This is a genomic window from Streptomyces sp. NPDC041124 (assembly GCF_055592385.1).
In genome coordinates, this window is record NZ_JBVIYR010000001.1 from 300,110 (window position 1) to 321,786 (window position 21,677).

17 protein-coding genes are annotated in these 21,677 nt (G+C 72.4%); 6 read left to right on the forward strand and 11 right to left on the reverse strand.

Translation table 11 applies throughout. The features are described 5' to 3' along the window. The first annotated feature begins 378 nt into the window (after positions 1-378). Positions 379-2,295, forward strand: coding sequence for a translational GTPase TypA (gene typA / locus ACZ6A9_RS01425; RefSeq protein WP_228967922.1), 1,917 nt, complete (start codon positions 379-381; stop codon positions 2,293-2,295). Between the two features lie 72 nt (positions 2,296-2,367). Here typA and ACZ6A9_RS01430 read toward each other — a convergent pair whose 3' ends face one another. Beyond that, positions 2,368-4,620 carry an ABC transporter family substrate-binding protein gene (locus ACZ6A9_RS01430; protein ID WP_468976234.1) on the reverse strand — a complete coding sequence of 751 codons (2,253 nt, stop codon included), beginning with the start codon at positions 4,618-4,620 and terminating at the stop codon, positions 2,368-2,370. A gap of 290 nt (positions 4,621-4,910) precedes the next feature. On the opposite strand from ACZ6A9_RS01430, the gene ACZ6A9_RS01435 reads away from it, so the two are divergent. Genes ACZ6A9_RS01435 through ACZ6A9_RS01450 form a run of 4 tightly spaced genes read left to right on the forward strand, consistent with a single transcriptional unit; the run spans position 4,911 to position 8,795 of the window. Then, positions 4,911-5,204, forward strand: a complete 294-nt coding sequence (locus ACZ6A9_RS01435) for a hypothetical protein (protein ID WP_468976236.1) — start codon at positions 4,911-4,913, stop codon at positions 5,202-5,204. Between the two features lie 43 nt (positions 5,205-5,247). Then, entirely contained in the window at positions 5,248-6,084 is an 837-nt protein-coding gene (locus ACZ6A9_RS01440) for a hypothetical protein (RefSeq protein WP_468976239.1), read from the forward strand. 15 nt (positions 6,085-6,099) lie between these two features. Further along, positions 6,100-8,034, forward strand: a complete 1,935-nt coding sequence (locus ACZ6A9_RS01445; RefSeq protein WP_468976241.1) for a fumarate reductase/succinate dehydrogenase flavoprotein subunit — start codon at positions 6,100-6,102, stop codon at positions 8,032-8,034. Then, positions 8,031-8,795 carry a succinate dehydrogenase/fumarate reductase iron-sulfur subunit gene (locus ACZ6A9_RS01450; RefSeq protein ID WP_468976243.1) on the forward strand — a complete coding sequence of 255 codons (765 nt, stop codon included), beginning with the start codon at positions 8,031-8,033 and terminating at the stop codon, positions 8,793-8,795. Before ACZ6A9_RS01445 ends, ACZ6A9_RS01450 begins: the two co-directional genes overlap by 4 nt. On the opposite strand, the gene ACZ6A9_RS01455 is transcribed toward ACZ6A9_RS01450, so the two are convergent. The 10 genes from ACZ6A9_RS01455 to ACZ6A9_RS01500 all read right to left on the reverse strand — a co-directional run bounded on the left by ACZ6A9_RS01455 (position 8,782) and on the right by ACZ6A9_RS01500 (position 20,579). Further along, positions 8,782-9,987, reverse strand: coding sequence for a glycoside hydrolase family 18 protein (locus ACZ6A9_RS01455; protein ID WP_468976246.1), 1,206 nt, complete (start codon positions 9,985-9,987; stop codon positions 8,782-8,784). The genes ACZ6A9_RS01450 and ACZ6A9_RS01455 overlap by 14 nt on opposite strands. Positions 9,988-10,076: 89 nt before the next feature. Beyond that, entirely contained in the window at positions 10,077-10,640 is a 564-nt protein-coding gene (locus ACZ6A9_RS01460) for a GNAT family N-acetyltransferase (protein WP_468976249.1), read from the reverse strand. 34 nt (positions 10,641-10,674) lie between these two features. After that, positions 10,675-13,299 carry a SpoIIE family protein phosphatase gene (locus ACZ6A9_RS01465; RefSeq protein ID WP_468976252.1) on the reverse strand — a complete coding sequence of 875 codons (2,625 nt, stop codon included), beginning with the start codon at positions 13,297-13,299 and terminating at the stop codon, positions 10,675-10,677. Between the two features lie 267 nt (positions 13,300-13,566). Continuing rightward, entirely contained in the window at positions 13,567-14,034 is a 468-nt protein-coding gene (locus tag ACZ6A9_RS01470; RefSeq protein WP_468976254.1) for an ATP-binding protein, read from the reverse strand. A gap of 126 nt (positions 14,035-14,160) precedes the next feature. Then, complete coding sequence (locus tag ACZ6A9_RS01475) at positions 14,161-14,574, reverse strand: (deoxy)nucleoside triphosphate pyrophosphohydrolase (RefSeq protein ID WP_468976257.1); 414 nt, start codon at positions 14,572-14,574, stop codon at positions 14,161-14,163. Between the two features lie 23 nt (positions 14,575-14,597). Beyond that, positions 14,598-14,786 carry an SPOR domain-containing protein gene (locus tag ACZ6A9_RS01480; protein WP_468976260.1) on the reverse strand — a complete coding sequence of 63 codons (189 nt, stop codon included), beginning with the start codon at positions 14,784-14,786 and terminating at the stop codon, positions 14,598-14,600. Positions 14,787-15,173: 387 nt separating this feature from the next. Beyond that, the gene (locus tag ACZ6A9_RS01485) at positions 15,174-15,926 is read right to left on the reverse strand and encodes a GntR family transcriptional regulator (RefSeq protein WP_468976263.1); all 753 of its coding nucleotides are present in this window, start codon (positions 15,924-15,926) and stop codon (positions 15,174-15,176) included. Between the two features lie 147 nt (positions 15,927-16,073). Then, positions 16,074-17,294: a DUF4190 domain-containing protein gene (locus ACZ6A9_RS01490; protein ID WP_468976266.1), complete on the reverse strand. Its 1,221-nt coding sequence runs from the start codon at positions 17,292-17,294 to the stop codon at positions 16,074-16,076. 90 nt (positions 17,295-17,384) lie between these two features. After that, positions 17,385-18,962 (reverse strand): S8 family peptidase, encoded by a 1,578-nt coding sequence (locus ACZ6A9_RS01495; RefSeq protein WP_468976268.1) that lies wholly within the window; start codon positions 18,960-18,962, stop codon positions 17,385-17,387. A gap of 594 nt (positions 18,963-19,556) precedes the next feature. Beyond that, positions 19,557-20,579 (reverse strand): ArsR/SmtB family transcription factor, encoded by a 1,023-nt coding sequence (locus tag ACZ6A9_RS01500; RefSeq protein ID WP_468976271.1) that lies wholly within the window; start codon positions 20,577-20,579, stop codon positions 19,557-19,559. A 223-nt stretch (positions 20,580-20,802) separates the two neighbouring features. On the opposite strand from ACZ6A9_RS01500, the gene ACZ6A9_RS01505 reads away from it, so the two are divergent. Then, on the forward strand, positions 20,803-21,618 hold the full coding sequence (locus ACZ6A9_RS01505) for a M23 family metallopeptidase (protein WP_468976273.1): 816 nt from the start codon (positions 20,803-20,805) through the stop codon (positions 21,616-21,618). The last annotated feature ends 59 nt before the right edge of the window (positions 21,619-21,677 follow it).

The window sequence follows — 21,677 nt, forward strand, 5'->3', positions numbered from 1 at the left end:
TTGGGGGAACTTTCGCCAAGACGGTCAACGCGCGTCAAGGGCGGAAGACATAGGGATCTCCCTACCGTCCATATTTTGAGCAAAAATTGCAAAGATTGACACCTGCGCGCGCTTGACACACTCGGGGACGAACCGGCAATTCGGACATTTAGGCGCACCATTTTGTTTACATGTCCGAAACGTGTTTCCGTGCACACCGATATCCGAACGGCTCTACCCGCTTCCCGTGAACCGTCGGGGGCGCAACGGCTCGCGACGGCGCACCCCGCCGCGCACCCGTACCATGGAGTGAGGCCGAGGCATGTACAGCCCGGCAGGGCCCGCACACCACAGACGCTCGTGCGGGGCATTCCTCAGCACTCCGGGAGTACGCCTTTTATGGCACCGTCCGCAACACGCCACGACATCCGCAACGTCGCCATCGTCGCTCACGTCGACCACGGTAAGACCACCATCGTCGACGGCATGCTCAAGCAGGCCGGCGCCTTCGCCGCGCACCAGCTCGACCAGGTCGACGACCGCATGATGGACTCCAACGACCTGGAGCGTGAGAAGGGCATCACGATCCTCGCCAAGAACACGGCGGTGAAGTACCACCCCAAGGACGGCGGGGAGCCCATCACGATCAACATCATCGACACCCCCGGCCACGCCGACTTCGGCGGCGAGGTCGAGCGCGGCCTGTCGATGGTCGACGGTGTGGTGCTGCTGGTGGACGCCTCCGAGGGCCCGCTGCCGCAGACCCGCTTCGTGCTGCGCAAGGCGCTGCAGCAGCGGCTGCCGATCATCCTGTGCATCAACAAGACGGACCGTCCGGACGCCCGCATCGACGAGGTCGTCAACGAGACCTACGACCTCTTCCTCGACCTGGACGCCGACGAGGAGCAGATCGAGTTCCCGATCGTCTACGCCTGCGGCCGCGACGGCGTCGCCTCGCTGACCAAGCCGGACGACGGCACGGTCCCCTCCGACTCCACCAGCCTGGAGCCGTTCTTCTCGACGATCCTGGAGCACATCCCGGCTCCCACCTACGACGAGGACGCCCCCCTCCAGGCCCACGTCACCAACCTCGACGCCGACAACTTCCTCGGCCGCATCGCCCTGCTCCGCGTCCACCAGGGCGAGCTGAAGAAGGGCCAGACGGTCGCCTGGATGAAGCGCGACGGCACCGTCAGCAACGTGCGCATCTCCGAGCTGATGATGACCGAGGCGCTCACCCGAAAGCCCGCGGAGAAGGCCGGCCCCGGTGACATCTGCGCCGTCGCCGGCATCCCCGAGATCATGATCGGCGAGACCCTGGCCGACCCGGAGAACCCCGTCGCGCTGCCGCTGATCACGGTGGACGAGCCGGCGATCTCCATGACCATCGGCACCAACACCTCCCCGCTGGTCGGCCGCGGCGGCACCGGCAAGGGCGCGAACAACAAGGCGGCCGTCAAGGACCGCAAGGTCACCGCCCGCCAGGTCAAGGACCGCCTGGACCGCGAGCTGATCGGCAACGTCTCGCTCCGCGTCCTGGACACCGACCGCCCCGACGCCTGGGAGGTGCAGGGCCGCGGCGAGCTGGCGCTGGCCATCCTGGTCGAGCAGATGCGCCGTGAGGGCTTCGAGCTCACGATCGGCAAGCCGCAGGTGGTCACCAAGCTCGTCGACGGCAAGGTCTACGAGCCGGTCGAGCGCATGACCATCGACGTCCCCGAGGAGCACATGGGCGCGGTCACGCAGCTCATGGGCGTCCGCAAGGGCCGGATGGACAACATGTCCAACCACGGCTCCGGCTGGGTGCGCATGGAGTTCGTGGTGCCCTCCCGCGGCCTGATCGGCTTCCGTACGGAGTTCCTCACCCAGACCCGCGGCACGGGCATCGGCCACTCCATCCACGAGGGCCACGAGCCCTGGTTCGGGACGCTCACGACCCGCAACAACGGCTCCCTGGTCGCCGACCGCGCCGGTGCGGTCACCGCGTTCGCGATGACCAACCTCCAGGAGCGGGGCGTGCTGTTCACCGACCCCGGCACCGAGGTGTACGAGGGCATGATCGTCGGTGAGAACTCCCGCTCCGACGACATGGACGTCAACATCACCAAGGAGAAGAAGCTCACCAACATGCGGTCGTCCTCGGCCGACTCGTTCGAGGCGATCGTTCCCCCGCGCAAGCTGTCGCTGGAGCAGTCCCTGGAGTTCTGCCGCGACGACGAGTGCGTGGAGGTCACCCCGGAGGCCATCCGCATCCGCAAGGTGAACCTGGACGCCCGCGAGCGCGCCCGCGCCACGAGCCGCGCCAAGCACGGCTGACCCCGGCACGTACGCATGAGGCGGCGGCCCACCCCCGGCGGGGGTGGGCCGCTTCCGTACGCACCCGGGGCGTCAGTCCCCGGCCGGCGACCCGGAGGCCGTGGCGGCCGGTGAGCCCGACGGGCCCTGCGCGGACTTCTTCAGGAAGCCGATGTCCTGGAACACCGGCGTGCGCAGGCCGAAGGCGCCGGCGTTGGCCAGGTTCCTGCGGACCGCGGTGAGCTCGGGGCGCTGGAAGAGGGGGATCGAGCCGGCCGCCGCCCAGATGCGGGAGTCGGCCTTGCGGATCAGGGCGTGGCGCTCGGCGTCGTCGAGGGTGCCGATCGCCTGGTCGAAGAGCTGGTCGACCTGGTCGGTGCCGACGCGGGTGTAGTTCTGCTCCACGTTCAGGGAGCCGTCGGCCCCGACGACCGGCTTGGAGTAGACGGGACGGGCGTCGGTGGCGGGGAAGGCGGTCGCGGGCCACGAGTACAGGGCGAGGTCGTACTCGCCGGAGGCGATGTGGTCCTTGAAGTAGCTGTCGTCGTCGACCTTGGAGACGTCGGTGCGGATGCCGATCCTCTCCAGCATCGCCGAGATCCGGCCGGCCACGGTGGACAGCGTGTCCGACCCCGGCCCCGACGGCAGGACGAAGCGGAGGGTGAGCGCCTTGCCGTTCTTGGCGACGGGTGCGTTGTCGGCGCGGGCCGGGGCCGCGGTGCCCTTGGGGGCGTAGGCGCCGGGCGCGCTGCCCTGGTTGAGCTGCTGGGTGCCGGGGCCGGAGTCGCGGGGGGCCTTGTTGTCGCCGTCGTCCCCGTCGTCGTCCTGGCCGACGATGTACGTGCCGTCGTCGCCGCCCTCGGAGTCGGTCCCGCCGTCCTCGTCGCCGCCGTCCTCGTCGCTGCCGTCCTCGTCGCCGCCGGAACCCTCGTCGTTCTCGGAGCCCGCCGCCTTCTCCTCCTCCTTCTTCTTCTCCTCGACCGGGCCCCCCTGCACCCAGCCGGCGTCCGCGAGCAGCGCCCGGGCCTCCTTGGCGTCCTGCTCGCCGAGGGCACCGCTGCCGTCGGCGTAGGCGGCCTGGCCGGCCAGCGCCAGGTGGCTGCCGACGGGCTCGGCGGGCAGGCCCAGCGGCTTCAGTACGGCCGCGGCGATGGCGTCCCGGTCCAGGGCTCGGGCCACGGCCCTGCGGACCCGCTCGTCGGCGAGGGGGCCGTCGGCGCCGTTGAGGGCGAGCTGGGTGTAGGCGGGCTCCAGGGACGTGCGCACCTCGAAGCCCGCGAGGGCCTTCTGCTGGCGTGCGTACTTCTCGGCCTTCTTGCGGAGCTTCTTGCGGGCGGAGATCTCCTCGCCGGCGGCGTCCTCGTCGGAGCCGTTGGCGACCGCCCAGGAGCGCAGCGCGTCCGCGGCGGAGCGGTCCGCGCCGGGGCCCATGAGAGGAGGGCTCCCGCTCTCGCCGCGCGCGGGCGCGGCGGCGGCGCTGACACGGCCGGCCGCGGTGGCGTCGATCTCGGCCAGGTCGAGGGTGCCGGCGCTGAGCGCGGAGATCCGCTTGTCGCGGGGCACCGAGCGCAGCACGATCGTCGAGAGCTTCGCCGGGTCCCCCCACCAGCGGGTGTTGCGGGTGAGGGTCACCTCGTCCTCGTCTGTGTCGATCTTCTCCACCGTGAAGGGGCCGGCGGTGACCTTCAGCTCCTTGCGCGCCCCGTCGTTGAAGGAGTCCGGGGTGCCCATGACCTCCTTGGGGTAGAGCGGGGTGAACAGCGACTTCCAGTCGGCGTAGGGGCGGTCGAAGGTGACCTTGACCTCGAGGTCGTTCCTGCCCCGCTCGATCTTCCCGATGCGGTCGTAGCCCGCGTTGCGGGCGGTCCAGTAGGCGGTGTCCCTGCCGGACAGGGCGCGCCACTGGGCCGCGAAGTCGGCGGCGCCGATCTCGCGGCCGTCGCTCCAGACGGCCTGCTGGTCGAGCTGGTAGAGGACCACCTGTTTGGGCTCGGTGTCGACGACCCTGGCGGACTCCAGGTAGTCGGGGTTGGGCACCACCCGGCCGTTGCCGTCCGTCCGGTACAGGGAGGGCAGGACGGCCTGGGCGATCCGGGAGGTGGTGGAGTCGGCGTCCGCCTGGAAGGTGTTCAGGGTGGCCGGGACGGTGTCCACGGCCCAGCGCAGGGTGCCCCCGTCGGCGAGCTTCGCCCGGTCGGCGCGCGCGATGTCCGCCCCGGCGAGCGGCTCGCCCGCGGGGTCGTGGTCGGAGCCGCATCCGGCCAGCGCGGGTACCGCGAGGATGCCGGCGGTGAGGAGGGCGACCGAGCGCGGAGCCGCGCGGGGGCCGACGCCGTCGTGGGACATCTCTGAGTACCTCCGGGAAGCCGCGGGCGTTACGATCACTTTTGGTGGTATTTGGAGCTCATCCGATGTATGCGGCCCACTGAAGAGGAAAGGGTTCAGCAACTCAGGGCGACACGACGGCCATGGGTGGCAAGCCCACCCGTGCGGCGCAACGCACCGGACGATGCACCCGTACGCCTCGGCCAATCGATGCACATCCCTTCACAGCGCAAGGTGTGACGCGCGACACTCTCAGGCGCATGAGCGTTGCCGCCTTGGGCCCGAAGGACCCGTGGAAGTGAGGTCACGTCATGTCCGTGCACGACGAACTGACAGCCGTCCAGCGCTGTCTCGACGACCTGGTCCGGTCGGTGGGGCGCCTGGAGAAGCAGATGGGCAGCCGCGGCCTGGAGATGCGCCGCGTCCGCTCCGACACCGATCACCTGCGCGAGAGCATCGCGCTGCTGCGGGAGACGGCGGTCACCACCGCGGCCCCCCAGAAGCGGCCCGACCTGGTGACCATCTCCGACACGCCGTACGACCCCTCGCTGTGGGTGGACACGGACGACGAAGGGCTCGGTGCCCGCGGCCGTCACGCCCCCTGACCACCGCCGATCGCGGCGCCCTGACCCCTACCGGAGTGGACACGTGGCCACTGGCACGGAACCCCCTGCCACCGAACCCCATCCCCCGACCGGCGGTGTGCGCACCGGCACGCGCGCCGCGATCACCGCCCCGCACCTGCGGACCGACCGCTGGTGGCTGGCCCCGGCCGCCACCGCGGCCGGACTGCTCGCCTTCGTCGTCTACTCGGCCTGGCGGGCCCTGGCCAACGCCGACTACTACGCGGCCCCCTACGTCTCGCCGTTCTACTCGCCGTGCCTGGCGGAGAACTGCGAGCCGATGAAGGCCGGACCCAACTGGGAGCTCTTCGGCAGCTGGTGGGGCCTCTCACCGGCGATCATCATCCTGATCTTCCCGCTCGGCTTCCGCCTGACCTGCTACTACTACCGCAAGGCCTACTACCGGGGCTTCTGGGCGTCCCCGCCGGCCTGCGCGGTGGCCGAACCGCACGCGACGTACACCGGGGAGACCCGCTTCCCGCTGATCCTGCAGAACATCCACCGGTACTTCTTCTACGCGGCGCTGCTGGTCGCCTGCGTCCTGACCTACGACACCGTGCTCGCCTTCCGGGACGAGAACTACCACTGGGGCCACATGGGGCTCGGCACCCTGGTGTTCCTGATCAACATCGCCCTCATCTGGGCGTACACGATCTCCTGCCACTCCTGCCGGCACATCGTCGGCGGGAAGCTGAAGCACTTCTCCAAGCACCCGGTGCGCTACCGGATGTGGCAGTGGGTCGGCCGGCTGAACGCCCGGCACATGCAGCTCGCCTGGGCGTCGCTGCTGAGCGTGGCGGTCGCCGACCTCTACGTCTACCTCGTCGCGACCGGTGTCTTCGACGATCCGCGCTTCTTCTAGCTGGGGGCCTTCACCATGTCCGTGGTCGACCGACAGGAGTGGGACGTCGTCGTGGTCGGGGCCGGCGGCGCGGGCCTGCGCGCCGCCGTCGAGGCACGCGAGCGGGGCGCCCGTACGGCCGTGATCTGCAAGTCGCTGTTCGGCAAGGCGCACACCGTGATGGCCGAGGGCGGCATCGCGGCGGCGATGGGCAACGTCAACTCCGGCGACAACTGGCAGGTGCACTTCCGCGACACCATGCGCGGGGGCAAGTTCCTCAACCAGTGGCGGATGGCCGAGCTGCACGCCCAGGAGGCGCCGCAGCGGGTGTGGGAGCTGGAGACCTGGGGCGCGCTGTTCGACCGGACGAAGGACGGCCGGATCTCGCAGCGCAACTTCGGCGGCCACGAGTACCCGCGCCTGGCCCATGTGGGCGACCGCACGGGCCTCGAACTGATCCGCACCCTCCAGCAGAAGGTCGTCGCCCTCCAGCAGGAGGACTTCCGGGAGACCGGGGACTACGAGTCCCGGCTGAAGGTCTTCCAGGAGTGCACGGTCACCCGCGTGCTGAAGGAGGGGCCCCGGGTCTCCGGCGTCTTCGGCTACGAGCGGGAGACCGGACGCTTCTTCGTCCTCCAGGCGCCCGCCGTGGTGATCGCGACCGGCGGGATCGGCAAGTCGTTCAAGGTGACGTCCAACTCGTGGGAGTACACCGGGGACGGGCACGCGCTGGCGCTGCTGGCCGGGGCGCCGCTGCTGAACATGGAGTTCGTGCAGTTCCACCCGACCGGCATGGTCTGGCCGCCCTCGGTGAAGGGCATCCTCGTCACCGAGTCGGTGCGCGGGGACGGCGGGGTGCTGCGCAACTCCGAGGGCAGGCGGTTCATGTTCGACTACGTCCCGGACGTCTTCAAGGACAAGTACGCCGAGTCCGAGGAGGAGGGCGACCGCTGGTACGAGGACCCGGACCACAACCGGCGCCCGCCCGAACTGCTCCCCCGCGACGAGGTGGCCCGCGCCATCAACGCGGAGGTCAAGGCGGGCCGCGGCTCCCCGCACGGCGGGGTCTTCCTGGACGTCTCCACGCGCATGCCCGCCGAGGTCGTCAAGCGCCGGCTGCCGTCGATGTACCACCAGTTCAAGGAGCTGGCGGACGTCGACATCACGGCGGAGGCCATGGAGGTCGGGCCGACCTGCCACTACGTGATGGGCGGCATCGCCGTCGACTCCGACACCGCCGCGGCACGCGGCGTGCCGGGGCTGTTCGCGGCCGGTGAGGTCGCCGGCGGCATGCACGGCTCCAACCGGCTCGGCGGCAACTCGCTCTCCGACCTGCTGGTGTTCGGGCGCCGGGCCGGCCGGCACGCGGCCGAGTACGCGAGCGCCGCGGGCGACGCGCGGCCCCGGGTGGACGACGTACAGGTCGACACGGCCGCCGCGGAGGCGCTGCGCCCCTTCTCGGCGGAGGGGGAGCCGCCGGCCGAGGGCCCGCCGGAGAACCCGTACACCGTGCACCAGGAGCTCCAGCAGACGATGAACGACCTGGTCGGGATCATCCGCCGCGCGCCCGAGATGGAGCAGGCCCTCGACAAGCTCGCCGAGCTGCGGGTGCGGGCCGGCCGCGCCGGGGTCGAGGGGCACCGGCAGTTCAATCCGGGCTGGCACCTCGCCCTCGACCTCAGGAACATGCTGCTGGTCAGCGAGTGCGTGGCCCGGGCCGCGCTGGAACGCACCGAGTCGCGCGGCGGGCACACCCGCGAGGACCACCCCGGCATGGACCGCGCCTGGCGGGGCGTCAACCTGCTGTGCGCGCTCGCCGACCCCGGGGACGCTCTCCCGGTCGGCGAGGCGGCACCCGGCCGGATCGCCCTCACCCGGGAGACCACCGAACCCATCCGCCCCGACCTGCTCGCCCTCTTCGAGAAGGAGGAGCTGGTCAAGTACCTAGCCGAAGAGGAGCTCCACGAGTGAGCAGCTACGAGGCCCGCTTCAAGGTGTGGCGGGGGGACGTGCGGGGCGGCGGCCTGGAGGACTTCCGGGTCGAGGTGAACGACGGCGAGGTGGTGCTCGACATCATCCACCGCCTCCAGGCCACCCAGGCCCCCGACCTCGCCGTGCGCTGGAACTGCAAGGCCGGCAAGTGCGGCTCGTGCTCGGCGGAGATCAACGGGCGTCCCCGGCTGCTGTGCATGACCCGCATGTCGGTCTTCGAGCGGGACGAGACGGTCACCGTGACCCCGCTGCGGGCCTTCCCGGTGGTCCGCGACCTGGTGACCGACGTCGGCTTCAACTACACCAAGGCCCGGCAGGTGCCGGCGTTCGTGCCGCCGGAGGGGGTCGGGGCGGGCGAGTACCGGATGATGCAGGAGGACGTGGACCGCCCGCAGGAGTTCCGCAAGTGCATCGAGTGCTTCCTGTGCCAGGACGTCTGCCACGTGGTCCGCGACCACGAGGAGAACAAGCCGGCCTTCGCCGGGCCGCGCTTCCTGATGCGGGTCGCGGAGCTCGACATGCATCCGCTGGACGCCGCCGGGGAGTCCGGCCTGGACCGGGGGCGCACGGCCCAGGACGAACACGGTCTCGGCTACTGCAACATCACCAAGTGCTGCACGGAGGTATGCCCCGAAGGCATCAAGATCACGGACAACGCGCTGATCCCGCTGAAGGAACGGGCGGTGGACCGCAAGTACGACCCGCTGGTGTGGCTGGGGTCGAAGATCAGGAGGCGGTAGGGCGCAGCCAGCCCTCCCGGTACTCCTTCCAGTTCGTCTCCGTCGCCGCGAAGTCGATGTACGGGGCGACGCCGAACAGTTCACGGTCGGGGTCGGTGCGCGAGAGGCCGAGTCGGGCGCCGCGGACGGCGGCGGCGACGGTCTCGGCGTGGCCCCAGTGGCTGAAGTTGCTCTCGTAGTAGAAGGGCAGGCCCATCAGCAGGTGGGTGGTGGGCGGGGTGACCTCCAGGGCGAGGGAGGTCTGCTGGGCCACGTAGCCGCCGTAGGTGCTCTCCAGGGGCCGTGCGGTGTCGTACGACATCACGGCGATCTGGTCGACGCGCCGGGCCACCTGGCCGAAGAACTTCTGGGACCACCACTTGGGGTGGTCGGCGAAGAGACCGGCGACGGAGTGCAGACCCGGGAGCGGGTCGATCTGGTGGGCGGCGACGCTGAGTCGCGCGTCCTCGGCACGGGTGAGGGCGCGCAGGTCGTCGAGGAGGGTGAGGTAGTCCGGGTCGCCGGAGTGCAGCGGCTCCAGGTCGAGGTGCACGCCGTCGTAGCCGGTGTCCAGGACCTGACCGGCGCTGCGGACGACTTCCGCGCGGGTGGCGGCGCGGTCCAGGTGCAGCCCTTCGGGGCCTCCGTTGGCGAGGACGTCGCCGAGGAAGGCCTGGACCCGGACGCCGGGGAGCTCGCGGTGCACGGAGTCGATGAACCAGCGGGCGCGCGGGTAGGCCGACTTCGGCAGGGTGCCGTCGTGCTCCAGCGGGCCGGAGTGGACGTAGAGGTCTCGGATGCCGGTGCCCTGCAGGCGGCGGGCGAGGGCGGTGACGTCGGCGTCCTTCTTCCGCCCGTCGACCCAGGCGTGCCCGAGCCACATGGCGTCCCGGTCACGGCTGTACGTCCCCTCCGCCGGGTCCCCCGAGTAGTTGATCCGCAGGGCGGTCTCGACGGCGAGGACCGGCACGACCAGGAGCAGGACGAGGGTGAGCGCGGTGAGCCTGACCCGGCGGACCCAGGGTCTGCGGCGCTTGCCGGGGTGCCCGCCGGGGACCGCGGGTGGCGCACCCCCGGCCGGCGCTCCGGTCGTGGGCTCCGCGGACCCCTGCGCCGCGTCGGGCGTCGGTTCCCGGGGCGGGGCGTCCGGCGTGTCCGCCGGTTCCTGTGCGTCCGACGTGTCCGCCGGTTCCTGTGCGTCCGCGCGGTCCATGTCGGCGCCCCTCACCGGCCGACTCCCGCCGTCGGCCCCGTAGTCGATGTTGCGGGGGAGGACGAGGGGAACGGGTGTTCCGGTTGCGGTCAACCGGCGGCCGGTGGCCGCCGTATGTGCCGGTGACCGTCGAGGGGGAAGGCGGGCGGCGCCGCGGGGAGCACACCGGACAGGACGAAGCCGCTCTTCTCCGCGACCCGGCAGGAGGCCGTGTTGTCGACCTGGTGCAGCAGCTCCAGGCGGACCAGGCCCTTCCGGGCGAAGGTGGCGAACGCCCAGTCGGTCAGGGCCGCCAGGGCGCGCGGAGCCACTCCCCTGCCCCGTGCGTGGGCCGCCGTCCAGTAGCCGACCTCGGCCGAGGCGGAGCCCTTGGCCGGGCCCTTGAGGACGACGTTGCCCGCCGGCCGGGCGTCGGCCGCGCCCGTCTCCTCCACGGCGAACGCGAACCGCTCACCCGTCTCCCAGCCCCGCCGCTGCTCGGCCACCCAGCGTTCCGCGCTCGCCGTGTCGTGCACGGGCGCGGCCGCCCAGCGGCGCAGGGCCTCGTCGGCGTACAGTTCGGCCAGGGCTGCCGCGTCGTCCGGCGTCCAGGGGCGCAGGGTGAGCGGGCCGGCCGTCAGACGCAGCGGGCGGGTGTTCGGGGTGCCGGGCATGGCGTGAGCGTACGCGCCGGTGGCCGGCCTGCCGTCAGAACAGGCTCAGCAGGGCCTCCGCGGGGTCGGTGAGGGCGGTGTCGGTGCCGGGGAGGGGCAGTTCGAACCAGACCGTCTTGCCCCGGTGCGTACGGCGGGAGCCCCAGGCGGCGCTGAGCAGCCCGACGAGCTGGAGTCCCCGGCCGCCCTCGTCGGTGTCACGGGCCCGCCGCCGGCGCGGCTGGACCAGGCCGGAGTCCCAGACCTCGCAGACCAGGGAGCGGTCGAGGAGCAGCCGGAGCCGGATCTCGCCCTCGCCGTACCGCAGGGCGTTGGTGACCAGTTCGCTGACCAGGAGCTCCGTGGTGTCGACCAGGGGCTCCATGTCCCAGGCGAGCAGCCGCGCCCGGGCGAACTCCCGGGCCCGGCCCACGCTGCGGGGCTCGCGGGGCAGGGTCCAGTCGCCCACGGAGTCGGCGGGCAGCCCCTGGACGCGGGCCATCAGCAGAGCGATGTCGTCCTCGCCGTGGTGGGTGTCGAGGGTGTTGAGGACGTGGTCGCAGACGTCCTCCAGGGGGGCGGAGGGGTCCGTGAGGGCACCCACGAAGGCCTGCAGGCCCTCGTCGAGGGGGTGATCGCGGCTTTCGACCAGTCCATCCGTGTAGAGCGCGAGCAGGGCGCCTTCGGGCAGTTCGACCTCCACCTCCTCGAAGGGCTCCCCGCCGACGCCGAGCGGCATGCCGGGCGGCACGTCCAGCATCAGCGCGCTCTCACCCGGTTCGACCAGGACGGGCGGTAGATGGCCCGCGTTGGCGAAGGTGCAGCGCCTGGTCACCGAGTCGTAGACGGCGTAGACGCAGGTCGCCAGGTAGACCTCGGAGAGGTCCGCCTCGCGGGGGCGGCGGGCGGCTCGGGTGGCCTGCTGGACGCCTCCCGCGAAGGCCGGGGTGCCGAGGCCCCGGGCGATCTCGTCCAACTGGGAGAGCACCTCGGCGGGTTCCAGGTCGAGCTGGGCCAGGGTGCGTATGGCGGTGCGCAGTTCGCCCATGGCGACGGCCGCGCGCAGTCCGCGTCCCATGACGTCGCCGACGACCAGCGCGGTGCGGTGGCCCGGCAGTTCGATGACGTCGAACCAGTCGCCGCCGACCTCGCTGGGCCGTCCCGTCGCCGCGTTGCCCGGCAGGTAGCGGCAGGCGATGTCGAGGCCGGAGGCCTCCGGGTCGCCGGGCGGGAGCAGGGACCGCTGGAGTATCAGCGCGCGTTCGTGCTCGCGCCGGTACAGACGGGCGTTGTCGATGCAGACGGCGGCCCGGGCGGCCAGTTCGACGGCGAGTTCGCGGTCGCGGTCGCCGAACGGCTCGCTGCCCTTGGTGCGGGCGAACTGGGCGAGGCCCACCACGGTGTCGTGGGCGACCATCGGCACGGCGAGCGTGGACTGCACCAGGCCGCCGTCGTCGCCGGGCACCTTCTGCGGGCGGGCGGTGCGCAGGGCGTCCGCGCAGGGCGAGTTGAACGGGTAGTGGTGGACGGCGCCCAGCTTGACGGGCTCCCCGGTGCCGCTGAACGGCGCGTCGGAGACCGCGCTGGCGAAGGCGACCCTGCGCACTTCGGCGCTGCCGTCGGCGAGCCCCGGCGGGGTCTCGTCACCGGCCAGCAGCCCTTGGTACAGGTCGACGGTGGCGAGGTCGCAGAAGCCGGGGACGACGACGTCGAGCAGTTCGCGGGCGGTGGTCTCCAGGTCCAGGGAGTTGCCGATCCGGGCGCCCGCCTCGTTGAGGAGGGCGAGATTGCGCCGTGCGGCGGCGGCCTCGCGGGCGGCGGCACGGCGGGCGGTGATGTCCGTTCCGAGCCAGGCGACGCCGATGGGCCGGCCGCTCCCGCTGTGCACGCGGTAGAGGTTGACGGACCAGTGGCGGCGCTCGTCGGAGCCCGGGACGAAGCCCGTGACGTGCATGTCCGTGATGGAGTCGCCGGACTCCAGGACCCGGCGCAGGGTCGCCGCGACCCGCTCGGCCTCCCCGCGCGGCAGGTAGTCGTGCACGCCCTTGCCGCGGTGGTCGTCGACGGTGCCGCCGAAGACGGAGGCGAACCGCTGGTTGGCGCGGCGGACCCGCAGGTCGGGGTCGATCAGCAGGAAACCGAACGGAGATTGGCCGAATATGGCCTGCGAGGCGGCGAGGTCGGTCTCGATACGGCGCAGGGTGCGCACGTCGACGACGATGCAGACGGCGGCCTTCTCACCCTCCTCGGTGCGGGTCGGCATGACGTAGACCTCGGCGAGGCCCTCCCGGTCCCGAGCGTCCGCCGCCGACGACTCCGGCAGCCGGAAGGGCACCACACCGGTCCACTCCCGGCCGTCGAGGATCTCGGCCATCTTGCGCTGGCCCCGCTCCCGGCGGACCGGTTCGATGAACGCCTCTATGGGGTCCAGGCCGACGGCGCGCTCCGCGGGGATACCGAAGATCTGCTCGGCGCGCAGGCTCCACTGGTCGACCAGCCCGTCCGGGCCGATGGAGAAGGAGGCGACCTTGATGTAGTCGTACATGGAGCCGGGCGGACTGCTCTGCCACATCCCGTCGCCGGACGGAGCATCGCCTGGGACGGGGCCGTCGACGGCCCCTCTCCTCGCGCCGCCCGACGAGTCCTCGGACCCCGTGGCCTTCGCTGGTATCTCGCTCACGCGAACCGTCCCCTCCAGCTCACCGCGTCCGGCACCGGTCACCGGGGGCGGCTGCCCACAGTATCCAGCACTACGGCGCCGCACAACACGGTGTTCACGATCACAGCACGGTCCCGATGCTTTTCGGTCCGCGCCGTGAGAACACTCCCAGTCTTCTAACCAGCGGACACGTCGTCGAATCCCCCTCGTCGGCAACCACCACGGGCCCGAACCGGTCACTCGACGGAAGGCCCCGGTGCGTACACCGGCGCACGGCCGTGCGAGGGCTCATCCGGGCAGCGTGAGTTCGAACCACACGGTCTTGCCGCCGGCCCCCGGGCGGGTGCCCCAGCGGCGGGAGGCGGAGGCCAGGAGCTGCAGTCCGCGCCCGTCCTCGTCCTCGGGCCGTGCGGCGCGTGCGCGCGGGGGCCGCGGAAGCGGGTCGGAGACCTCGACCAGGAGGACTTCGGCGTGGGGGGCGGGGCGCACCAGGCGGACGCCGATGGGCGCGGTGGCGTGTTGCAGGGCGTTGGTGACGAGTTCGCTGACCAGCAGGGCCGCGAGGTCACCGACGCTGTCGAGGTCCCACAGGCGCAGCTGGTCCCGGACGGCGGAGCGGGCGGCGCGCACGGCCCCCGGGTCGGCGGAGAAGGTCCACGCGGCCCATTCGCCGTCGGTGCCGGTCACGCGGACCACCTCCCGCCGGGGAGTGAGGGAGCGAGGGGAGCGAGGGAAACCACCCATGTCCCTTTTCATGGGGTCAATGGGCACATACCCGGTATCCCGGACGGAGTACCGCGGACGACGGCGCATCGTGGTGTGCGCGGCACGGAAAGGCGCCCACACGTCGTCATGCCCGCGCCCCCGCGCCGGAATCGCGCCTCAGATGACCTCGTGCGCTCCGAGGTGGGCCAGGGTGTCGCGGACGGCGGGCACGTCGTGGTCGAGCCAGTCGACGTCCCAGATCCGGTCGGGGGTGAGCCAGCACAGTTCGTCATGGTCCTCGAGGGGGCGGGGCGGAGCGGATCCGGGGCGCAGGCGGGCGGTCCACACCTGCATCACGTACGGCGTCCGCAGCGGCCACTCGCCCGGTACGCGGCCCGTCGCCTCTGCGTCGACGCCGAGTTCCTCGCGCAACTCCCGTACGACGGCCGCGTCCGGGGCCTCCTCCGGTTCGACCTTGCCGCCGGGCAGCTCCCAGCGCCCGGCCAGTTCGGCGGGCGCGCTCCTGCGGGCGGCGAGCAGCCGGCCCTCGTGCCACAGGGCGGCACCCACCACCACGATCCGCTCACTCATGCGCCGGAGCCTACGGGAGGCGGTCAGCCGGACGGCGTTCCGCTCTGACTGATCCGCTCGACCCAGTAGAGCTGTCTGTGCCCGCGCCCGTCGAGGCTGTCCGCGATGCGTTCCGCCTCGGCGCGGGTCGCGTACCTGCCCACCCGGTAGCGATTGCCGTTGTCGTCCTGACGCACGACGAGCCAGGGGAGAGTCACCGTGCTGTCGTTCATCGCTCCCCTCCGCTGCCCGCCCGCGGTCCGCGTCGCGCCCCGCCCGATAAGGAAACTCCAGTCCGCATATGCCCGAGCGTACGCCTTACCTTCACTGAGCGAATACGCCTTTTCACAAAGAGGCACGCAACCGGCCAGGACGCGGGGGGCGCACGGGGGCGGACGCGCCGTGCGCGGGGGTCTGCGTATCCGGTCAGCGGCCTGCCACCGGGTGCGCTCCGCTCCGGGGGCGACCTGCGAGAACGGCCAGATTGCTACGGCGGCGGAGCTCCGGTGCCCCGCGGGGCACGCCGGAGCGGAGCCGGGCGCGGGGCGCGGAAAGGAGCGCGCGGGAGTGATGGGGCGGGAGTGCGGTGCGGGGTGAGGAGCGCGAGGGCCGGAACCGCGCTATCTCACCGGCAGGTGGTAGGCGGCCCGGTAGCGGTCGGCGGGGATGACCACGTCGGCGGTCTCCACCGGGCGGCCCGAGGCGAAGTAGGTGCGCTGGATGACCAGGACCACATGTCCGGGGACACCGCCGAGCAGCACCAGCTCCTCGGCGAGGCCGGGGCGGGCGCCGACCTCCTCCGTGACGTTGTCCACGACCACGTCGATGGCGCGCATGCGCTCGACGACGCCCATGCCGCCGAGCGGGCCCTCCTCGGGCAGCATCACGGGGGTCCGGCCGGTCAGGGCGAGCGGCTCCCAGGAGGTGGAGAGCATCATCGGCTCACCGGCCTCGCGGAAGAGGTACCGGGTGCGCATCACGCGGTCGCCGGGCTGGATCCCGAGCCGCTCCGCGAGGGCGGCACAGGCGTCCGTCTGCTCGCTGCCGGACTCCCAGGTGCCGCGGACGCCCGTGTCGGCCTGCTCCTGGCGGAACGGCGTGGCGCCGCGCTCCGGGCGGAACCCGGAGCGGGCGACCCTGCGCGGCACGGGACGCTCGCGCACGTACGTGCCCGAGCCGGAGCGGCCCTCCACGAGCCCCTCCGCCATCAGCACCTTGCGCGCCTCCAGCGCGACCGTGTCCGAGACGCCGTACTCCTCGCGGATCCTCGCCTGGGAGGGGAGCCGGGTGTGCGGGGGCAGCCTTCCGTCGACGATCTGCTTGCGGAGATCACCCGCGACGCGCAGGTACGCCGGCTGCTCACCGAATGTCACGGGCCACTCCCATCAGGTTGTACAGACAGCTACAGCGTGGCAACCGTAGGTTGTGCCAGGCAAGTGAAGGCCAAGGATTCACTCGATGTGATGACATCCGCCGGGTGAGGGCTTTACGCAGGCACTTTCTCCCCGCTATGGAGCGCGTCACACCTTCATGTCACCGCTTTCGGGGGCGTCTTCCCCCTCCTCCTCGTAGCGCGGCGGGGAGGTGGCCAGGCCCAGAGCCTTGCGTGCGGTGACCGATCGCTGCGGATCGATGAGGGTCAGTCCCCGGTCGGAGTGCTCGTAGTAGGCGTCCGCGTCGGCCGCGTCGGCGGCCCGCGCCCACGCCTTCTCCGCCTCGGCCAGTCCGGCGGCGAGTTCGCCCAGCGGCTCGTCCGCTCCGGCGGGCCAGTCGTGCGCGCGCAGCATCCGGGTCTGCTCGGCGAGCGCCGTCGCGACCTCGTCCGCCCAGGCCGTGTGCCCCGGCAGGTCGTCCTCCGCGAGCTCGTCGCCCGGCGCGTCGTCCAGGGCCGCGTTGAGCACCCCGGCGGCCTTCAGATAGGCCACCTGGTGCTCGTCCAGCGTGGTCTCGTCCCGGCGCAGCGAGCCGGTGAGGCGGGACCGGCCGTCCCGCTCGCCGAGGACGCAGGTGATCCCGCGGTCGCCGAAGCGCCAGCTCTCCCCGGTCGGGATGTAGTAGTACACGTCGACGGTGTCGGGCAGCGCCCAGCGGTCCATGACGTAGCCCTCCACCAGGTCGTAACACCGCTCGTCGGCCGTGTCGGTGAGGGAGTCCTCGCCGGGGTAGGCGCCGCCGGGCAGGGTGACGACGGCGAAGACCTCCCCGTCGTGCTCCCGCGCGCAAGGCACCTTGGTGGCCTCGTCGGCCCAGCCCTCCAGCCCGGTGGGCGAGTTGAAGCAGTCGCCCTCGCGCAGCGCGAGGACGCTCTCGGCGCGCGCTCCGTCCTTCACGCCCTCCCAGAAGTCGGCCGCGGCCCCGGTGGCGAGCATCAGCGTCCACAGGGCGAGCCCGACCGACGACAGCACGGCGCCCGCGACGGCCATCCCCCGGCCGCGCTCCCCGCGCCGCTTGACCTGCCGCAGCGCGATCAGTCCCAGCACCAGCCCGACGGCCGGCACGAAGCACAGCACGCCGAGGACCAGGGCGGCGACGGCGACCCCGTTGACCGCGGCGGGCGGCCGGGGACCGTAGGGGCCGTAGAGCCCGTAGGGCGCGAACCCGGGCTGTCCCCCGTAGGGGTGGTGCGGCGGCGGCTGGGCGCCCTGGGGCGGGCCTGCGGGGTGCGGGCCCGGGGGGTACGGGCCCGAGGGGTCCTGCGGGCCGTGGGAGTGCGGGGGCCCGTAGGGCGGAGGTATGGACACGAGCCGCATCGTAAGCGCCGGGTCACGGGTCTCACCCCCGGGGATGCCTCCCCCGGGGGTGAGCGTGCCGGTCGGCGGGGCGGGTCCGGGTCAGAACTGCAGGGCCCACCCGTTGACGCGGCCGGTGTCCCACGTGGCGTTGTCGCTGACGCGCAGCTTCCAGACGCCGTTCGCGGCCTCCGCGGAGGCGTTGACGGTGTAGGTGGTCCTGATGTCGTCCGCGCTGCCGCCGGTGCCGTACGACTTCAGCGTGTACGCCGTGCCGTCGGGGGCGATCAGCTGGACCTGGAGGTCACCGATGTAGGTGTGGGTGATGTCCACCTCGACGGACAGGTTCGAGGGCGCGTTGCCCGAGACGCCGGAGACGGTCACCGGGGACTCGACGGTGGCGCGGTCCGCGATGGTGTAGTCGGTGGTGTTCTCGAAGCGGTCACCGGTCGGGGGCGTGTCGTCCCCCTCGCCCGTGAACAGCAGGCGGTTGGGCGATCCGCTGCCCGGGTTGCCGACGACGCCGGTGGTGGCGGCTGAGGTCAGCGCGGCGGAGACCTGGGCGGGGGTGGCGGAGGGGTTGGCGGCCAGGTGGAGGGCGGCGGCGCCGGCGACGTGCGGGCTCGCCATGGACGTACCGGAGATGGTGTTGGTGGCCGTGTCGCTGGTGCGCCAGGCGGAGGTGATGGAGGAGCCGGGCGCGAACAGGTCCACCACCGTGCCGTAGTTGGAGTAGCTGGCGCGGGCGTCGCCGGAGGTGGTGGCGCCGACGGTGATCGCCTCGGTGACGCGGGCCGGGGACTTGGTGCCGGCGTTGGTGGACTCGTTGCCGGCCGCGACGACGAAGGTGACGCCGGAGGCGACGGCGTTGCGGACCGCCGTGTCGAGGGCGCTGTCGGCGCCGCCGCCGAGGGACATGTTGGCCACGGCCGGCTTGACCGCGTTGCGCGCCACCCAGTCGATGCCTGCGACGACCTGGGCGGTGGTACCGGAGCCGGAGTTGTTGAGCACCCGGACGCCGACGACCTTCGCCTTCTTCGCCACACCGTAGGAGCTGCCCGCGACGGTGCCGGCGACATGGGTGCCGTGGCCGTGGCCGTCCTGGGAGGTGTTGTCGTTGTCGATGGCGTCGTAGCCGTCGGAGGCACGGCCGCCGAAGTCGCTGTGGCTGACGCGGACGCCGGTGTCGATGACGTACGCCGTCACGCCCTGGCCGGCCGAATCCGGGTAGGTGTAGGAGCTGTTGAGCGGAAGGTTCCGCTGGTCGATCCGGTCCAGGCCCCAGGAGGGCGGGCTGGGCTGGGTGCCGGTGACGTGGAAGGTGCGGTTCTGGACCACGGAGGCGACGGCCGGGTCGGCGGCCAGACGCTTCGCCTCGGTCTCGGAGGCCTCGACCTCGTAGCCGTTGAGGGCCTTGGTGTACGTGCGCTCGATCTCGGCGCCGTGCTTCGCGGCGACGGCCCGGCCCTCGGCGGTGCCGGATCGGGCCTCGTCCGCCTTCAGGGTCACGATGTAGCTGCCGGCGACCGCGTTCGCGTCGCCCGCGTACTGGATGCGGCCTTCGGGGGCGGCCGGGGCCGCGCCCGCGGGGAGAGCGGAGACGAGACCCGCGACGAGCGCCACGGAGGCCGCGGCACCGAGGGTGGCCAGTCTTCGCCGGGGATGACGCATCACTGCCATATGAGGGTTCCTCCTCAGTCGGTGGTGCGTGTGCTGTGGGGGGTGGTGCGGTCGACGCACGTGCCGCGCGTGTGGCGGCACCGACCAGTCGCTGACGCGATCATGTCAATGTCGGCGGCCGGGTCCGTGCGTCAGCCGAAAGATTGAGGGTTCCACAGGAATTGCACAAGGGCCCCTGCACGACGTAATGGTCCACACCCGCGACAACCGGCCTCACCGGCGCCTGCGGGAGGAAGCCGGGAGCGGCGGCACACCCGCCTCACGGACCCCGCCCGCCCCAGGGACCGCGCCGGGCCCAGGGATCCCGCCCGCCCCGGAGGCTCCGCCGGGCCCACCACCGAGGCGACGACGCCCGCCCCGCCGCCCGGAACGGGAACAGCTCGGGCATCCGGCCGGCCGCGCGGGGCACCGCGGTCCTCGCCGCGTCCCCCGTGCCGCTCCGCGCGCCGCGCGCCGCCCGCCGCCCGCGGACATGGCCGAACTCCCTTGGGTGCCCCCGCGGTGCGGGCCTCGACGCCCGCACCTGACCGAGACCGGGTCGAGACCGGGCCGGCGGGCGGGGTCACGCGGCGGGACGCCGCGGTCGTGACCGTCCTACGGCCGGCCGGGGCGGCCGCCGTCGCCCGGCGACCGCCCGAGCAGGTGCCGGCCACGCGGTGTCAGCCGGTGGGTGACGTGCGCTCCGGCGCGTTCGCTGGCGACGAGTCCGGCGTTCCGCAACACGGTCAGGTGACCGCTGACCGACGACGCCGGAAGGGCGAGGCATGCCGCCACGCCTCCCGTGGTGCGGGTGGTCGCCAGGGCCGTGAGCACCCGTGCGCGGTTCGCCCCGAGCAGCCGTGCTAGGGCGGCCTCGTGGCGGGCTCCGTTCGGGACCCCGTGCGGGTGGTCGGTGTGCAGGGGGTACACCACGACGGGAGGCAGCCGGGGGTCGGCGATCGCCACGGGCCGCGTGTGGCAGAAGAAGGACGGGATCAGGCTCAGCCCGCGCCCCTGCAGGCGAAGGGTGACGTCCTTGGGGTAGGCGGCGCTGAGCACCGGCTCCCGCCACACGAAGGGCGTGAACGAGGCGAACACCGCCCCGAGTCCCCCTTCGAGCGCTTCCATCCGGCGCGCCCGGTCGGCCGCGCCGGCGGCCTCGACCTCGCTCCAGTCGGGTGCGAGCAGGCCGCCGTGGACCGTGGAGACGGCGGTCGCGACGTCGTCGAGCACCGCGCGGTCACCGGCGGCCAGGCGTCGGGTCCAGGCGGGCAGGGCCCTGTGGCGCGACGCCTCGCGCACCTCACGCTCCAGCCGGGCCCGCGAGGTCTCGCGCAGCACGCGCAGCCCGGCGGCGAGCCCCTCCTCCGACTCGGCGGGGGTGAGGAAGTCCGGCCAGTAGGAGGCGTCGGACGGGGCGAGATCGTGCAGCAGGCGGAACGCGTCCCGCACGTCCGGCCGTCGGGCACGCTCACGCACCCGGCTGCGCCAGTGGCGCAGCCGCGCCGGGAGCCGGTCCACCGGGGTGGTCAGCACGTGCAGCCCGAGGACGGCCTCCCACATCGGGTCCGGTGAGCGGGCGAAGCGCACGCGGAGGAAGTCGGCGGGGGTGAAGTGGATGCGCAGCGTTCCGGCCATGTCCGGGATGAAACAGCGTCCGGGCGTCCGGCGGAACCCCGCCCCCGGCTTCCCGCAGCCGGACTGCCTGCGCTTTTCGGCTGGCACGGAAAAGCTCCCCGGCTCTGGCATGGACACGCTCATACACTCGCTCCGCGACGCGATCCATCCCGCGTGCGCACGCGTCCTGCGGCCGCCGCTCTCCCGAGCCGCCGGCCCACCCTCCCCGGAAGGGCCCCGTGCCATGTCATTCAGACGCCTTCTGTCCGTCCTCCTCACCAGCGCCCTCGGGGCCATGGGCCTGGTCGGCCTCACCGCCGCACCGGCGCAGGCGGCACCCAACTTCAAGGCGCCCTACCCCTGCGGCCAGCAGTGGACCTACAGCCATCACTCCGCCGAGGTCCGCCTCGCCCTGGACTTCGTACGCTCCGACGGGGGCGCCACCTCGGGAGCCCCCGTGCTGGCCTCGGCCTCCGGCACGGCCTACCGCTACTACGAGGCCGGCGGTGCCGGCAACTACGTGGTCGTCGACCACGGCGGCGGCTGGAAGACGTACTACTTCCACCTGTCCGCCTACTCCATCAGCCACGGCCAGGGCGTGTCCCAGGGCCAGCGGATCGGCACGACCGGCTCCACCGGCGCGAGCAGCGGGGCCCACCTCCACTACGAGCAGCTCTACAACGGCGTCGGGCAGACCATCCGGATCAACGGCGCGTCCCTCTCCCCGTACCCCGGCTCGTACTACCAGAAGTACCTGACCAGCGACAACGGCTGCTCCGGCGGCGGCACCTACTGGGTCGACACCTTCGCCGACGCACCCGGCTACGCCTCGCCCACCAGCACCACCCGGACGGGCACGCTCTACGCGGGCACCCACTACGTGTTCTGCAAGGTCTGGGGCCGGGAGATCCGCGACGCCGCCGGCAACTACAACCACTGGTGGCTGCGCACCGACCTCGACGTCGGCCCCGGGAACCAGTACGTCTCCGCGTACTACCTCTCACGGTGGGGCAACGACCAGGCCCGGGACAACAACGGAACCGTCATCCGCGACTGCTGACCCCGGCCGGCGCCGACGCGGGCACCGCCTCCACGACGCCCCGCCGCCCAGTGGTGCAC